Raw genomic sequence first — 16,223 nt, 5'->3', positions numbered from 1 at the left:
CAAATAAATTCCACTGCGTAAGTCACCACGATTACGCGTATGACAGGACTATGCAAATAAAAGCCGGAAATACTGGTCATATTTCCGGCGGCATTTGATAGCGATGAACAAAATAAGTCGGCGAAGACTCCTTATTCACTCAACCAAACAATGCAAATGTATGCAAATTAATTGTAACGCTCTTTGCAGCCGGACGGCCGTTGCTATTCCCCAAAGGGTACCAAAAACAGCTGTCGGGCATCACAGGGCATGCTCAACCAAAATGCTGTTAGCTATGAAGTTAACGTTTCTGTTTCTTACGGTTGTTTTTCTGAATGTAAGTGCTACAGGACTTTCTCAAACAGTGAGTTTTTCCGGGAAAGAGGTATCACTCAAAACGGTTTTTTCCGCTATCAAAAAGCAAACAGGTTGCGTCGTATTTTACGACAACTTTCTCCTGAAAGATAGTCATCCGGTTACGCTGGATGTAGAAAAGGTATCCCTGGAAGAGCTGCTCACGCGAGCTTTAAAAGGGCAGGACCTTACTTTCACTATCGTAGACAAAACAATTTCCATCAAAAAACGGGTACCCATTACGCTACCCCCGATGTTAAAAATGCTGACATTCTCCATGTCGCTCATCGGGCGGGTTACAGATGATACGGGTACGCCACTACCCGGTGTAACGGTACAATGGAAGGGTACTACCAAAGGTACCGTGACCAACGCCCTGGGAGACTATAAACTCAGTGATATCAGTGATGGGGCCACTATCGTATTTTCTTTTATTGGCTTTGAAAAACAGGAAATCACCCTGCAGGGACAATTCCGGCTCGACGTTCGACTGAAAAAAGCCGGGAATACAGCACTCGACGAACTGGTGGTGATCGGTTACGGCTCCGTGAAAAAAAGTGATCTTACCGGCGCCGTTTCCACCGTAAAAGGCGATGCCGTAGCATCCCGTAAAACCACGCAGGTATCGCAGGCCTTACAAGGCGCTATGCCCGGTGTAACAGTAACACGCGATGCCAAAGGCCCGGGCGCTACCGCGCAAATCCGCGTGCGCGGTATTACCACATTTTCCAATGAAGGTGCTACACCACTGGTGATCCTAGATGGAGTACCAATTGATGATGTCAATTCCGTCAACCCTAATGATATCGATAATATTTCCGTACTGAAAGATGCCGCCTCCGCTTCTATCTACGGCTCCCGCGCAGCCGCAGGCGTGATTCTTGTGACTACCAAGCGTGCTAAAAACGGACAACTGGATCTTAACTACAGCTACGAGTACGGCCTGGAAAAACCGACTAAACTACCACAATACGTAGATGCCGTAAGGTTTATGCAACTGACCAATGAATTGAGATGGAACGATAACGGCAATAACGCCAACGAATATCCCACCTTCACAAAAGATATTGTAGATAACTACACACAACTGCACGCAGAAAACCCGGACCTCTATCCCAATACCGACTGGCGGGCACTTATGCTGCACAGCAGCGCACCCCGCGAAACGCATATGCTCAGCATTGCCGGCGCCGGAAAAGCACTGCGCTCCCGTGTATCACTGGCATATGATAAAAATGGCGCCTTGTATGATAACCGTTCTTACGACCGGATCACCACCCGCATCAACAATGATATTACGATCAATAAATACCTGTCGGCCAGCGTAGATATTAACTTTAAGCGTACCATCGTGAAAGCGCCTATTATTCCGGCCCCTATGCTGGATCCTATGTATAAAATGGGCATCGTACCACCTATTTATGCGGCGATGTGGTCAGATGGACGTATTGGCGCCGGAAAAGATGGCGCTAATATTTATGCGCTGACAAAATACGGAGGCTTCAATAACAACTGGTACAACCAGCTGGGAGGAAAAATCGGCATCGATTTTACCCCTATTGAAGGATTGAAAGTTTCTGCGGTGGTAGCGCCTTTCCTGAACTTCGACAAAGGGAAGAAGTTCACGAAAAAAATCCCTTATACCGCTTTCAATAACCCCGGTTCTGTCTCCGGCTATATTGAAGGCGCCACAGAAACCAAGCTGGAAGAAGTGCGTAACGATAACTACCGTTATACTACCCAGTTCATCGCCAATTACACCAAAGAAATTAAAGCCCACAGCTTTAACGTGATGGCAGGCTATGAGTTTTACAAAGCTTCGGATGAGTTGTTAGGCGCTTCCCGTGGACAATATCAATTGAATAATTATCCTTACCTCAACCTGGGCCCGCTGGAATTCCGCGATAACAGCGGCAGCGCCTTTGAAAATGCTTATCGCTCCTGGTTCGGCAGATTGATGTATAGTTATAAAGATAAATACCTGCTGCAAGGGAATATCCGCTATGATGCTTCTTCGCGTTTTGCGCCAGGGTACCGCTGGGGCGCCTTCCCTTCTTTCTCTGCCGGCTGGGTGATGTCGGAAGAAAGCTTTTTGAAGAAAACAGCTCCCTGGTTGTCGTTCCTGAAAGTAAGAGGTTCTGTAGGCGCACTGGGTAATGAGCGTATTGGAAATTATCCTTACCAGGCGTTGCTATCTTTCGAAAATAATTCCCTGTTCTATAAAGGTAATACCGTGGTATCCGGACAATCCGCGGCACAATGGCAATATGCCATCCGCGATATTTCCTGGGAAACCACCCGCTCCTGGGATATAGGCGCAGATGTTAACTTCTTACAAAACCGCTTACGCTTTACCGGCGACTACTACCAGAAAACGACCAGCGATATTTTGCTGGAGCTGGAAATACCGGATTATATTGGTTACGACAACCCTTACCAGAATACGGGTAAAATGTTTACCAAAGGCTGGGAAGCGCAGGTGGGCTGGAGTGACCGTCTCGGTGACTTCAATTACAGTGTATCCGTTAACGTATCCGACTTTATCACCAAAATGGGCGACCTCGGCGGTACCGTGTTCCTCGGTGACCAGATCAAAAAACAAGGCAGTGAATTTAATGAATGGTATGGCTATGTATCCGATGGCATCTATCAAACACAGGACGAAGTGGATAAATCGCCTAAACTCAATGCCAACGTAAAGCCTGGTGATATACGCTACAAAGATATCAGCGGCCCCGATGGTGTGCCGGATGGTAAAATATCGCCGGAATATGATCGCGTGTTATTAGGCGGTTCCCTGCCCCGGTACCAATATGGTGCTGCTATACAGGTAGGCTATAAAAACTGGGATCTGGGCATTGCCTTACAGGGCATCGGTAAACAAAACTCGCGACTCGGTACCGATATTGTAAAACCATTGCAGGAAAATTATGGCAATTTCCCCGCTATACTGGATGGCAATTCCTGGAGTAAATACAATACTGCGGAACAAAACCTGGCGGTGAAATATCCCCGCTATACCAATACTTCTGCCGGCAATAACTATGCGATGTCTGATTTCTGGCTGATCAAAGGAAATTATTTCCGGTTGAAAAATATCAATATTGGTTATTCTATGCCAAGCAACTGGATGAAAAAAGTGCATCTGCAGGGTGTTCGTTTATACGGTAGCGTGAGTGACCTGTTTTCTATACACCATTTCCCCAGGGGCTGGGATCCGGAGCAGAGCGGACTGGGCTATCCTATCACTACCAGCTTTGTATTTGGCGCATCTGTTAAATTCTAAAATTCCACGATCATGAAACAATTGGCTATTATCATATTCACCGGGATGCTGTTGAGTGGCTGTGGCTCACTGGACCTGCATCCTTTGTCTGACGGCTCCAGCGAAACCTGGAACTCCACGCCGGAAGAAATTAACATGTCGCTCAACGGATTGTACAAAGGCGATTTCTGGCTGAAAGACAGCGACGATTGGACCGACGACTGGATGTACCGCGATGTGACAACAGACATCACCGGCGCTACTATCAATGGGCAAACCGACTTTGTGAAAGACTGGTGGACTAAAACTTACAAAGCCATTGCCAGGGCAAATAATATCCTGCAAAGTATTTCCAGGGCCAGCAAGGTATTGTCTGCTGATCAGATCACCAGTTACTCCGCAGAAGCCAGGTTTGTAAGGGCCTGCCAATACTCCCGTTTGCTATCGCACTACGGCAATATTGTGTACACCGATTCTACGCTGGACATAGAACAGGCGCTGCAACTGAAACAAATGAAACCGCAGGAAGTACTGCAAAAAATTTATGCGGACTTTGACATCGCCGCCGCGGCTTTGAAAACCACCTATAGCAGCAGTGACCTGAAACGCGCTACCAAAGGCGCTGCATTAGCCATGAAAGCACGCATTGCCTTGTACATGGGTGATTGGGAAACCGCTAAAACAGCGGCCAAAGCCTGCATAGACTTGAATATCTATAAACTGCATGACGACTTCGGCAATCTCTTTTTATCTAAAACAAAGAACTCCGCCGAAACTGTTTTTGGCCTGCCTCGTTCAGTTACCCTGAAAGTAACGCTGGGCGACTGCCAGAACTTTGTTACCCGCAACGCCGGCGGCTGGGCTGCTAAAGACCCTTCCTGGGACCTGTTGTGCGCCTTCCTCTGTAAAGATGGATTGCCGATTGATAAATCACCACTGTTTAATCCACGCCGCCCCTTTGATAACCGCGATCCCCGCTGTACCGCCACGTTGGTGGAATTTCAGACGCCGCACCTGGGATATGTTTTCCAGCCACACCCGGATTCTGTGACGGTGCTGAAGGTAGCAGATAACAAGTATGTAGAAAATAAAGACACCCGCTCCATCGCGCAGTACGCTTCTTTCAATGGCCTGCTCTGGAAAAAAGGTATTGACGGCGACTGGCTCCTCAATTCCTGGACGGTAGAGCCGGATAATATCATTATCCGTTTTGCAGATGTGTTGCTGATATATGCAGAAGCAAAAACAGCGTTGGGAGAAACAGATCAATCAGTGCTCGATGCCATCAATAAAGTAAGAGCCCGCGCTTACGGTACCACCTATACGAACACGGCCGCTTACCCTGCCGTGACCACTACAGAGAAAAATGCGCTGATGCAGGCCATTCGTATTGAAAGACGGATGGAGTTTGCATTGGAAGGAATTCGTTACATGGATATCATCCGCTGGCATTTGGCAGAGAAGGTATTGAACAAACCCAATTATGGTTTGCTGGATCCTGCCGATCTGCGCGCCAAAGTGGTAAAGCCGGGCCTGTGGTTTTTTCCGCAAACACCCGCGATAGATGCAGATGGCGTGGCCGACTTCTCACCCATGTACAGCGCAGGGCTGGTCAAACAAATTACCATACGTAAGTTTGATGCTACCCGTCAGTATCTCTGGCCCATACCATCTACTGAAGTACTGACCAGTCATCTTATCCAGAACCCAAATTATTAAGCCGCGATAAAAAACAATATGAAACACGGAAGAAATATTATTTTGTGTACGGCTATTATGGGCCTGTTAACCACAGCTTGTAATAACAACGCCGATGCACAGTCGGGTAAACCCCGTGGCTATAGTGGTATTTATCCGCAATTGGCCATGTATAACAAAGAAGGAGAATGTGGTACCGGTGCAGTAGTTCCCTGGGCTGGTAATTTATGGGTCATCACTTACGGCCCGCACATGCCCTTTGGCTCATCAGATAAGTTGTATGAAATCACACCGGCCCTGAAACAAATGGTGCGGGAAGAAAGTATAGGAGGAACACCGGCCAACAGGATGATACATCCCGAAAGCAACCAGTTATTTATAGGGCCGTATGCCATCAGTGATAAAGGTATAGTGAAGGTGATTCCCTACACGTTAATGCCAGGGCGACATACCGGCAACGCCCGCCACCTGACCGATCCCGCCGGCAAAATATATTATGGCACCATGGAAGAAGGTTTCTATGAAGTAGATGTACATACCCTGCAGCCGAAGTTATTGTATGAAGATGGAAATGTGAAGAACAAAAAAGGCGCAGATACTGTTGCCAACGCAGCACTGGCTTTGTTGCCGGGTGCGCATGGTAAAGGATTGTACTCCGGTCAGGGCGTATTAATTTATTCCAACAATGGGGAACCGGGTCCTAAAGCACTCACTGATTTTGATATCGAAGCCGGCTCCTTATCGGAATGGAATGGTAAGGACTGGAAAGTAGTGCGCAGGAATCAATTTGTGGAAATTACCGGCCCGGGTGGCATCTCCGGAAATCAACACCCGGCCACAGATCCTATCTGGACTACCGGCTGGGATCATAAATCGTTGTTACTGGGATTGAGAGACCAGGGAAGATGGCAGTTCTTCCGGTTGCCCAAAGCCAGCCATACCTACGACGGCGCCCACGGATGGAATACCGAATGGCCGCGCATCCGGGATGTAGGCACTGCCGCGCAACCGGAATACCTCATGACTATGCACGGCATGTTCTGGCATTTTCCGGCTACTTTCGCCAGCGGACATACTGCGGGTATCCGTCCCCGTAGTGCTTATTTAAAAGTAATCGGCGACTATACCCGTTGGCAGGATCAACTGGTATTTGGTTGTGATGATTCCGCACAAAAAGAATTCCTGAACAAACGCAGCGCGAAAGGAAATATCGAAGGTCCTGGTCAATCGAATTCTAATTTATGGTTCACCAGTTTACAACAACCGGATCACCTGGGGCCTACTACCGCGGAAGGCGCAGTATGGCAGAATGAAGCGGTAAAAGCAGCCGTGGCCTCTGAACCGTTTTTATTTGCCGGCTGGCCGCAACGCAGTGCACGTATTCAACACAACAGCACACAACCGGTAGTATTTACTTTTGAAACAGATCGCGCCGGTAATGATACCTGGACCACCGCACAAACTATCACCGTGGCACCCGGACAAGCAGCCGAAGTAATTTTCCCGGAAAACATGCCGGGAGAATGGATTCGCGTAAAGGCCAACAAGGACGTAGTGGCCACCGCTCATTTTTCCTATACCGCCAACGACCCGCGCAGCACTACTGCAGCGCCTATTTTCGAAGGGCTCAGTAAGGTAACTACCGCCAACGTGAAAGGAGGCTTGTTATACGGACTGGGCAATGATCGCCGGGCGTTGGGTATGGTAGCACGCACGTATCGCAATGGGGACGTCACTAATACCGGCTACTATGAACTGAATGCAGACATGCAGCTGCAACCTAAAAACGATGCGGCCACCGCTGATTTTATTGAACAAAAATTTGCGATCCCACAACAGCCGGTAATAATAGAAGCCGCTTCTGTATTGATCGTAGATGATAAAGGTCGTCGCTGGCGATTACCACTGGGAGAGGAGGCATATACCTCGCTTATTGGTAAAGCAGCGCTCCGCATTTGCAGGGAAGTAGCAACAGAAAGAGATTTGTTGAACTGCCACGGTACCTTCTATGAACTACCTGCTGAAAACGCCGACGGCTATGCGAAAATAAGACCCATTTCCTCTCATCATTTCCGGATCAACGATTACGCCTCTTACCGGGGAATGTTGATTATGACAGGCATTGATCCGGATACCAAAGCAGGCGCACACATCATTGTATCCGATGATAAAAAAGCGGCGGTATGGGCAGGCGCTATTGATGACCTGTGGCAAATGGGCAAGCCTACCGGTCATGGTGGCCCATGGAAAAATGCCGCCGTGAAAGCAGGACAACCATCGGACCCTTACCTGATTGGGTTTTATGACAACCGCAGCCTGCAATTATCGCATGATGCCCGCACAGCGGTTACGTTCACCATTGCTACCGACCCGGTAGGCAATGGTACCTGGATGCCTTATAAAACCGTTACCGTAGCACCGGGAGAAACCTTTACATATCAATTTCCAAAAGGCTTCCAGGCCCGGTGGATTCGTTTTGATAGTAATAAAGATTGTAACGCCACCGCGTGGCTGGAATATAAATAGCATATGAAATATACAATGGCGGTATGGTTGATAACAGGATGGCTGGGGCTAACAGCTAAGGCTTTCTGCACGCCGGCAGATACCACCGGGCTGCAGGCATTGGATACCAGCCATATCGATGACGTGCTGCATAACCGTTACCTGTTGCCGGTAGCTACTCATCAGCGCACATATACCTTCCGGGAAAACGATACCACGGTATATCCGCTGCACCTGGCCACCAACAAAGCCGGACAGCCACTGTATTATTTCAGGAACATTTTTACACCGGTTTGTTATACCGGCGAATGCAAACCGGTGTACATTAATTTCTACTGGGACCTGTTGGGGAATTATATCCGTTATGATTTGCCCGTTAATGAAGCACTGACCAAACTGGATCACAAAGTTTTTAAGCAGGACGACTATGAAAAGATGCAGGACATCCTGGCTAAATCCAACTCGTTACTGGCATCACTGAAAATTACGGACCTCATTGTACCGGGCACCGAAAACCTGACCGACTCCGTAGATGCCAGAACTGGGGCCACTTTGAAGACGATCAAAAATGAAGTGATATCCGGCGCCGTATATTCCTGCTATACACTGTGGCACATCGCCCACGGGCCGGTGACTGATGAAATGACACGGATTACGGAAACTTATAGCAATGAAGCGATGTGGCACCGGTTACTATCTTCCGGAAATTATCCTTACCAGTATTGGGCCATCGATAAAGTAATGGATAAAAAAGGGAAGATCCGCGCCGGTTTTGACCATGATATACGCGAAGTAGTGGCCGGAAAAAATGTTTTCCTAACCCGGTATTTATTGCAACAGCTACATCCGGATTTTATGACCGGCAAACAACCACAACGCTGGCTGTGGAAAATATATGCAGCAGCTGCTTACCCGGTACAGATCACCATCTTACGAAAACTAAAAATGATTCCGTTAGATGCGGAGTTGATCCAACACCTGGTAGCCGCTTTCCCGGATGCCAATACGGAGCAGTCGGCCCTGATACTCCCGTTGCTGCAACACGCGCCGGTGTTGCCACTGGACCAGTTGGCCGCACAGTTAACCAGTGCGGAGGCAGAAAAAGCCGCCGTTATTTACACCCTGATACAAACACGGAAACCCGATAATAAACACGTTAAAAAGCAGCTATACAATTATGAAAAGCATATTAGCCAGTAGCCAAACATGGTGGCGCGTAATAGCGTTATGTTGCAGCTCCCTGTGGTTGCATGCACAGGAGCCGGTTTTGGTGGAAACAGAATCCTTCGCCAACAAAGGCGGTTGGGTCATTGACCAGCAGTCGTTTGTAGTAATGGGATCTTCTTACCTGATGGCACACGGGATGGGCCGGCCGGTGAAAGATGCTGTTACCACCGTGACCTTCCCCGCCAAAGGAAAGTACCATGTATGGGTACGTACCAAAGACTGGGCGCCCTTCCCCAAAGGACCGGGTAAGTTTCGTGTAACCGTTAACGATATACCGCTGACACCCGTATTCGGCGAAAGCGGCGACGATCAATGGAAATGGTACGATGGGGGCATGGTGAACATCACCGACGTAAATGCAAAAATAGCCCTGCATGACCTGACCGGTTTTAATGGCAGATGTGATGCCCTGTTATTTACCACTGCAGCAAAATATACACCGCCCAATGATAAATCTACCTTAAGCGCCTTGCGCAGAAAGTTATTGCATACCACGGAACAACCTGCCAATGGTGGTCAATACGACCTGGTAGTAGTAGGCGGCGGTATTGCCGGCACCTGTGCCGCGATTTCTGCTTCCCGCATGGGTTTGAAGGTGGCATTGATACAAGACCGCCCGGTGTTGGGAGGCAACAACAGCTCCGAAATCAGGGTGCACCTGAAAGGAGATATCGACAAAAATCATTATCCCAAGTTAGGGAGAATAGTAAGGGAGATGGATAACGGCGACCCCGGTAATGGTAATCCGAACGCGGAAGAATATGGCGATAGCCGGAAAATAGCCATCGTAAAAGCAGAAAAAAATCTGACTGTTTTTCTCAATACCTATGTGTATAAAGTAGAAAAAGATAACGACCGTATTATTGCCGTTACCGGCCGTGACATTGCCACCAGCCAAGATACCCGGTTTACCGGTACTTATTTTTCAGATTGTACCGGCGATGGTACCATCGGCTACCTGGCCGGCGCTGAGTTCAGAATGGGCCGGGAAAGTAAAGCCGAAACACATGAATCACTGGCCGCCGAAAAACCAGATAGCTTCACATTAGGCACTTCCAATTTGTGGGCGGCTGTACCGGTAGACACGCCTACTTCATTTCCGGCTACACCCTGGGCCCTTCCTTTTTCCGATGAATATCATATCGATGCTACCAAAGCCGATTGGGAATGGGAAACCGGCTTCGGTAACTTCAACACCATCACCGATGCAGAGAAAATACGGGACCATAATCTACGCGCCGTATACGGTAACTGGTCTTATCTCAAAAATAACAAACCTGAAAAATACGCCAAACAGGAGCTGGCATGGGTAGCCTATATAGGCGGCAAACGGGAGTCGAGACGCATCATGGGCGATCTTGTACTCAACCAGATGGACATACAGGAAGGTAAACGTTATCCCGATGGTGCGGTAACAGCTACCTGGACCATCGACCTGCATTTCCCGGATTCCCTGAACCGCAAGTATTTTGAGGGACAGGAATTTTTTGCCGGCACCCGGCATATCCGCGTAGCCCCTTACACCATTCCTTACCGTTGCCTGTATTCCCGTAATATCAGCAACCTGTTTATGGCCGGCAGAAATATCAGCACTACACACGTGGCCTTTGGCAGCACCCGGGTAATGCGTACCTGTGGTATGATGGGAGAAGTGGTAGGCTTTGCCGCTTCCGTGGCACAAAAATATCACAGTAGTCCCCGGGAAGTATACACCGCTCACTTATCGGAATTAATGCAGTTATTGCAGGAGTAATGATGTACCTGTTTTTTTTACTATTTCACAGCCAGGTGGTGAGCCTGGAAGGCGCAGCACAAGGCACCACCTGGCATGTGACATATACCGGTATACCCCATCCGCAGTTGTCACGGGCCATTGATAGCACATTGCAGGAGATTGATCAGTGCCTGTCCGTTTACCGCAAGGATTCAGAAATATCGCTCTTTAATAAATCCACTACCTGGACCTATGAGCTGCCTTATTTTTACCCGGTATTGAAAAAGTCTGCTGAAATATACACGGCTACGCACGGCGCCTTTGACCCCACCGTAATGCCGCTCACCGAAGCCTATCGTGCCGGAAAAAAATCCGGCCTGCCCTGGTGGGAGAAAAAAGATTCCTTATTACAATACGTAGGCTTTACTAAAATTACATTTGATGAAAACCAGGTGCATAAGCTACAGGAACAGGTACGCCTTGATTTCGACGGCATTGCCCAGGGCTACAGCGTTGATGTTTTAGCCGCTTTGCTGGAGTGCAATGGCATCGGCAACTACATGGTGGAGATAGGAGGGGAAGTACGCTGTAAAGGCCGGAAAAACGGTGTGCCGTGGAGTATCGGCATCGACAATCCCCAGCATCCCGAAGCCAAAGCTTCCACCGTGCAACTCTTCAACAAAGCTGCCACTACTGCCGGCAACTACCGCGACTACTACCAACAGGCAGGGCATACATTCGGACATATCATTAACCCCGCCACGGGGGCCACTGCACCAGCCGACTTACTCAGCGTCACCGTTTTTGCCGATGATGCCATTACCGCCGATGGCTACGATACGGCATTTATGGTAATGGGGCTGGAAGCCACGAAACGCTTCCTGGCGCAACGAAAGGAGCTGGATGCATACCTGATCTATAAGGACAAAGACGGGCAACTAAAAGTATTCATCACGGAGGGAATCAAACCTTTTATCACCGCCAGTACTTTTCCCTGAATTAGTTTCTTATTCGTAAATTAACCCATGCTTTTCTTTCAACGTTGTATACTTCTGCTATTGATGGCATTTCCTGCAGCGGCCCAGGAACGGTCCTGGAACCCTGATCAGTTATACACTCCTGCTGCATTAAAAGCAGATCTCCGGTTTGTAAGAAAGCAATTAGAAACTACTCATCCCGCGCTTTACCGCTATACGTCCAAACAAACATTTGCCGCTTTTTGGGATAGCCTGGATAAGGCAATCCGTGCGCCAATGACCGGGCCCGCATTTTTAAGTTTGATAACACTCCTCCATGAAAAGATAGCAGACGGCCATACCATGTTCCTGCCCGGCAAAGCGGCGATGGCATATTACGGCAGCAAAGGACGCTTTTTACCGCTGGTGTTAACGTATAACGATGGCAAGCTTTTCATCAAAGACAACAGCTCCCTGAATAAGGAATTGTATGCTGGCGCAGAAGTCCTGTCCGTCAATCATATGCCGGCAGATAGTGTAATGGCGGAGTTGGAGAAAAGACAAATCAGGGACGGCTATAATCGCACCTACCCATTGTGGATATTACAACACTATTTTTCCGCGTATTATCATTTCGCCTTTGGGGAGTGTAGCAGCTTCCAGGTGCAGATCAAAGGAATGCCGGAAGTACAAACCGTGGCGGCACTGACAAAAGACAGCATCCGGTTGTTGCGGACGCCGGATACAACAGCGGTGGCACCCCTGTTATATCCCAACGGGAATGATAACCCCGGTATTGCGTTATCACTCATGCCTTATAAAAAGCCGGTAGCCTGGCTGAAGGTAAAAACATTAGATAAGGACGAACTAACAGCCACCTATCACCAGCAGTATAAGACAGCTATTGATAGTGTGTTTGCAAGGATACGGGATTCCGGGTACGCTCATCTTGTACTGGACCTGCGGGATAACCAGGGCGGCGATTTTGCCCCCGGATGTTACCTGCTTTCTTACCTGGTACCCAAACCAGCCGCGTATTTATATGGAGGGAAAGAAGCCCGGATAATTACGCCGGCGCGTAAACGTTATACCGGGCGCTTGTTTGTATTGATTAATGGGGGCACATTTTCTAATGCGGCGATTGTGAGCGCCTGCCTGGAGAAATACACAGCAGCCGTTTTTATCGGAGAGGAGTCGGGTGGTAATAAACATGTTATCAGCGGCAATGCCAAGGCGATCTCTTTACCCAATACCCATTTGCAGGGATTTATTTCTACTACCAAGTACCTGGTTAACCGGGATGTAAATGACGGACATGGGCTGGTACCGCAGTACAACCAGGTAACTGATGAAGCTACCCTCAGAGAAACGTTAGCGGCTATACTGGAGGAGGAATGAATTAATCTGTAGAAATATACCAGCAGTTCCGGAGAAATTTGTATAAATTAAATGTAGTGAAAACACTGCCCCGGATATGTAGTTTTTGGTATATCACCCTATAAACGGTGTCACTATGAAATCCATTTTTTTTCTTTTCCTGTTACTGATCAGCACTGCCACCACGGCGCAAAAAGTTCGCGTACAACAACTCCTGTGTAACGGACAAGCCAATAACCCTATCGGTATAGATGCTGTGAAACCGGCTTTTAACTGGCAGCTTTACGCCGATGTACCACATGTTAAACAAACCGCTTATCGCATACTGGTAGCTGATAATCCCGCGCTGCTGGCGCGAGATAAAGGAAACATCTGGGATTCAAAGAAAGTAGTATCAGATGAATCGATACAAATAGCCTATGCGGGTAAATCATTACAGCCTGCCACTATGTATTACTGGAAAGTAATGGTATGGAATAATGGCGTGGCGTCCGACTGGAGTGAACCGGCCTCCTGGCAAACGGGTTTGTTTACACCGGGCGACTGGAAAAATGCGCAATGGATAGGTTATGAAGCAATGCCCAACAACGAACGGATTATACCCGGACTTACCAGCGATTATCACCTGAAAACCTGGCGACGCAGGGACATTCTTCCGCTGCTGAGAAAAGATTTTACCCCCCGCAAACCGCTGGAAAGGGCCACTGTTTTTATTTGCGGCCTGGGACAATTTGATCTTCATCTCAACGGAAAAAAAGTAGGGGAGCATTTCCTGGATCCGGGCTGGACAAAATACGATCAGCAAGCCCTTTACGTCACGTTTGATGTAACCCGGCAAATAACGAGCGGCCAAAATACATTGGGAGTTATGCTGGGCAACGGCTTCTTTTTTATACCCGGAGAGCGGTACCGTAAGCTCACCGGCGCCTTTGGTTATCCACAGCTTATTTGTCGCCTGTACCTGCAATACCGCGATGGCAGCACCGAGAATATCGTCAGTGATCCGGGCTGGAAAGCGGCACCGGGTCCCGTTACTTTTTCCAGCATCTATGGGGGAGAAGACTACAACGCTACTTTACAGCCATCCGGATGGGATCAACCTGGCTTCAACGACAGCAGCTGGCGGAATGCGGTAGTAGTAAGTGGCACCCCGCATTTGAAGGCGCAAACCTCCGCGCTGACCACCTTCGATCAGTTCCCGCCGGTGAGTATTACGGAGCCCAGGCCTGGTGTTTGGTTGTATGATATGGGTCAAAATGCTTCCGCTATTCCGCGCCTGCAGGTGAAAGGGGCCGCCAATGCCGTGGTGAAGTTAACACCGGCAGAACTGCTGACGGCTGAAGGCGTGGCAGACCAAAAGCCGGTAGGTAGCCCGGTGTTTTTCAATTACACCTTAAAGGGGGATAGTGTGGAAACCTGGCAGCCGCAGTTTATGTACTACGGCTTCCGCTATATACAGGTAGAAGGAGCAGTGCCCGAAGGAAAGGATAATCCCCGGCATTTGCCGGTGATACAGCAGCTCACGGAGATCCATACACGTAACGAGGCCCCCGTAAGTGGCGAATTTCAATGCTCCAATGAGTTATTTAATAAAACGTTCCGCCTGATTGACTGGGCCATACGTAGTAATATGGTGAGTGTTTTTACGGATTGTCCTCATCGTGAAAAGCTGGGATGGCTGGAGCAGGCGCACCTGGTAGGCAGCTCTATCCGCTATAATTACCGCATACAGGAGCAGGGGCGTAAAATTGTGCAGGACATGATCCTGGCACAGACCCCGGAAGGCCTTGTACCAGACATTGCACCAGAGTATGTAGTGTTTGAAGAGGGCTTCCGCGATTCCCCGGAATGGGGCAGCAATGCTGTTATTTTCCCTTATTACCTGTACCAGTGGTACGGCGATAAACGGATACTGGAAGAGAGTTATGAGATGATGGCCCGCTATGTGGCCTACCTGGAGAAAAAATCGGATCATCATATTCTCCGGCATGGCCTGAGCGACTGGTACGACATTGGTCCTAATTTCCCCGGAGAATCCCAGTTGACGCCGAAAGGCGTAACCGCTACCGCGATGTACTATTATGATCTCTCTATACTGGCAAAGGTCGCGGGTATTTTAGGGAGAAAGGAAGATGCCCAACGATACGAGGCGCAATCCGAATTGGTAAAGGCCGCCTATAATAAGGCCTTCTTTAACGACAGCACCAAACAATATGCTACCGGTAGTCAGGCCGCCAATGCCATGTCGGTGTATATGGGACTGGTAGCGCCTGAGCATAAAGCGGCGGTAGTGGATAATATCATTGCAGATGTGCGTGCGCATAACAACAGTCTTACTGCCGGAGATATTGGTTACCGCTATTTGTTGCGGGTGTTGGATGATGAAGGCTATTCTGATGTGATTTATGATATGAATAACCGTTCCGATGTTCCGGGTTATGGGATGCAGCTGGCCAAGGGGGCTACGGCGCTTACGGAATCCTGGGAGGGTTTTCACTATGCCTCCAACAATCATTTTATGCTGGGGCATTTGATGGAATGGTTTTATACCGGTTTGGCCGGTATCCGTGCTGCGCCTGGCAGTGTGGCTTTCCGGGATATCGTGATTCGTCCGGAAGTGGTGGGAGATGTGACGTCGGCCGCCGCCCGGCATGAATCACCTTATGGTGTTATCAGTAGTAAATGGAGAAAGGAAGACCGTGATTTTTTCCTGGATGTACAGATACCTGGTAATGCCCGCGCTACTATTTATTTGCCGGCCTCCTATACGGCAGATGTGACCATGAACGGGGAGCGTCTTAATGCGGAGTATAAAGACGGGCATTATATCCTACACGTAGATTCCGGTAAATATGCTTTCATTGTTACCAATACACCACCTGCCAATAATTCCGCCGGCAGCTACGCCGGCTATATAAAGCGATAGAAAATAAGACATCTGATCGGCACTGCATGGGGGCAATTCCCATGTAAAGGAAAAGTCATTTATGGTAATGGATACACTTTTTGCCATTAAGGGAGATGTATTTGGCGCTATTGTGCGTGGTAAACGTGTTGTTTAAATAGTTAGGCATCCATAGTATGTGAGGTGAGGTAGGTCCGGAGGTGTGCTCTGTGGTTTGTGTGTATAGTGAATGTGGTGGCGTTA

At 48.7% G+C, this 16,223-nt stretch carries 8 protein-coding genes; all 8 read left to right on the top strand.

Annotated elements, in window-relative coordinates; translation table 11 throughout:
• The first annotated feature begins 274 nt into the window (after nucleotides 1–274).
• Nucleotides 275–3,619: a SusC/RagA family TonB-linked outer membrane protein gene (locus AC5ZC7_RS21960; RefSeq protein ID WP_496158901.1), complete on the top strand. Its 3,345-nt coding sequence runs from the start codon at nucleotides 275–277 to the stop codon at nucleotides 3,617–3,619.
• Between the two features lie 12 nt (nucleotides 3,620–3,631).
• The gene (locus AC5ZC7_RS21955; protein ID WP_496158902.1) at nucleotides 3,632–5,317 is read left to right on the top strand and encodes a RagB/SusD family nutrient uptake outer membrane protein; all 1,686 of its coding nucleotides are present in this window, start codon (nucleotides 3,632–3,634) and stop codon (nucleotides 5,315–5,317) included.
• A gap of 18 nt (nucleotides 5,318–5,335) precedes the next feature.
• Nucleotides 5,336–7,822: a hypothetical protein gene (locus AC5ZC7_RS21950; protein WP_496158903.1), complete on the top strand. Its 2,487-nt coding sequence runs from the start codon at nucleotides 5,336–5,338 to the stop codon at nucleotides 7,820–7,822.
• 3 nt (nucleotides 7,823–7,825) lie between these two features.
• The gene (locus AC5ZC7_RS21945) at nucleotides 7,826–9,001 is read left to right on the top strand and encodes a hypothetical protein (protein ID WP_496158904.1); all 1,176 of its coding nucleotides are present in this window, start codon (nucleotides 7,826–7,828) and stop codon (nucleotides 8,999–9,001) included.
• On the top strand, nucleotides 8,979–10,781 hold the full coding sequence (locus tag AC5ZC7_RS21940; RefSeq protein WP_496158905.1) for an FAD-dependent oxidoreductase: 1,803 nt from the start codon (nucleotides 8,979–8,981) through the stop codon (nucleotides 10,779–10,781). The genes AC5ZC7_RS21945 and AC5ZC7_RS21940 overlap by 23 nt, the downstream gene beginning before the upstream one ends.
• The gene (locus tag AC5ZC7_RS21935; protein WP_496158906.1) at nucleotides 10,781–11,740 is read left to right on the top strand and encodes an FAD:protein FMN transferase; all 960 of its coding nucleotides are present in this window, start codon (nucleotides 10,781–10,783) and stop codon (nucleotides 11,738–11,740) included. The genes AC5ZC7_RS21940 and AC5ZC7_RS21935 overlap by 1 nt, the downstream gene beginning before the upstream one ends.
• Nucleotides 11,741–11,803: 63 nt before the next feature.
• On the top strand, nucleotides 11,804–13,096 hold the full coding sequence (locus tag AC5ZC7_RS21930) for a S41 family peptidase (RefSeq protein ID WP_496158907.1): 1,293 nt from the start codon (nucleotides 11,804–11,806) through the stop codon (nucleotides 13,094–13,096).
• A 115-nt stretch (nucleotides 13,097–13,211) separates the two neighbouring features.
• Nucleotides 13,212–16,001, top strand: a complete 2,790-nt coding sequence (locus AC5ZC7_RS21925) for a family 78 glycoside hydrolase catalytic domain (RefSeq protein WP_496158908.1) — start codon at nucleotides 13,212–13,214, stop codon at nucleotides 15,999–16,001.
• Nucleotides 16,002–16,223 lie beyond the last annotated feature (222 nt).

The sequence above is a fragment of the Chitinophaga sp. 9-1-y genome, from assembly GCF_059511905.2.
Note: the sequence above shows the minus strand (reverse complement) of the source record. Positions and strands in the feature narration are given on the sequence as shown.

Bases quoted from the DNA above. Each gene is read 5' to 3' on its own strand.
- AC5ZC7_RS21955 (WP_496158902.1), top strand. From the start codon at position 3,632: ATGAAACAATTGGCTATTATCATATTCACCGGGATGCTGTTGAGTGGC.
- AC5ZC7_RS21945 (WP_496158904.1), top strand. From the start codon at position 7,826: ATGAAATATACAATGGCGGTATGGTTGATAACAGGATGGCTGGGGCTA.
- AC5ZC7_RS21935 (WP_496158906.1), top strand. From the start codon at position 10,781: ATGATGTACCTGTTTTTTTTACTATTTCACAGCCAGGTGGTGAGCCTG.
- AC5ZC7_RS21950 (WP_496158903.1), top strand. From the start codon at position 5,336: ATGAAACACGGAAGAAATATTATTTTGTGTACGGCTATTATGGGCCTG.
- AC5ZC7_RS21930 (WP_496158907.1), top strand. From the start codon at position 11,804: ATGGCATTTCCTGCAGCGGCCCAGGAACGGTCCTGGAACCCTGATCAG.
- AC5ZC7_RS21960 (WP_496158901.1), top strand. From the start codon at position 275: ATGAAGTTAACGTTTCTGTTTCTTACGGTTGTTTTTCTGAATGTAAGT.
- AC5ZC7_RS21925 (WP_496158908.1), top strand. From the start codon at position 13,212: ATGAAATCCATTTTTTTTCTTTTCCTGTTACTGATCAGCACTGCCACC.
- AC5ZC7_RS21940 (WP_496158905.1), top strand. From the start codon at position 8,979: ATGAAAAGCATATTAGCCAGTAGCCAAACATGGTGGCGCGTAATAGCG.